Origin of the sequence: Pedobacter anseongensis (genome assembly GCF_037482965.1) — a bacterium.
Lineage (GTDB): Bacteria > Bacteroidota > Bacteroidia > Sphingobacteriales > Sphingobacteriaceae > Pedobacter > Pedobacter anseongensis.
Map to the genome: position 1 here is coordinate 1 of NZ_JBBHKB010000013.1, position 379 is coordinate 379.

1 protein-coding gene is annotated in these 379 nt (G+C 32.5%); it reads left to right on the forward strand.

All coding sequences use genetic code 11. The features are described from left to right. Nucleotides 1-78 precede the first annotated feature (78 nt). On the forward strand, nt 79-379 hold a 301-nt coding region (locus WG904_RS19585; protein WP_339581049.1), incomplete at its 3' end, for a GntR family transcriptional regulator.

Consider the following 379-nt stretch of genomic DNA (forward strand, 5'->3'; position numbering starts at 1 on the left):
AACAGACAGACAATACTTTTAATAATCTTAAAAGACGTTAGTTAATATTATGAAAGAAATTGGAATTAAGAATTAAAAATGAAACGCAATAAATTTTTTGATTTTATTAAAATAGACGAACGTTCGGCAACACCAAAGTATATGCAGCTTTGCAATGCCATTATTTCTGCTGTCGAAAGTGGAGACTTAAAAAAGGAAGAAAGTTTACCTTCTTTGAACGAGTTAACATTTATTTATGATATTTCTAGAGACACCGCAGAGAGAGGGTATAGACACTTGAAAAACAAAGGGTTTATCATGTCTGTGCCAGGAAAGGGCTATTTCGTGGCCGAGACGAGTGTTAATAAAGCTGTTAATGTCCTTCTTCTATTCAATAAAT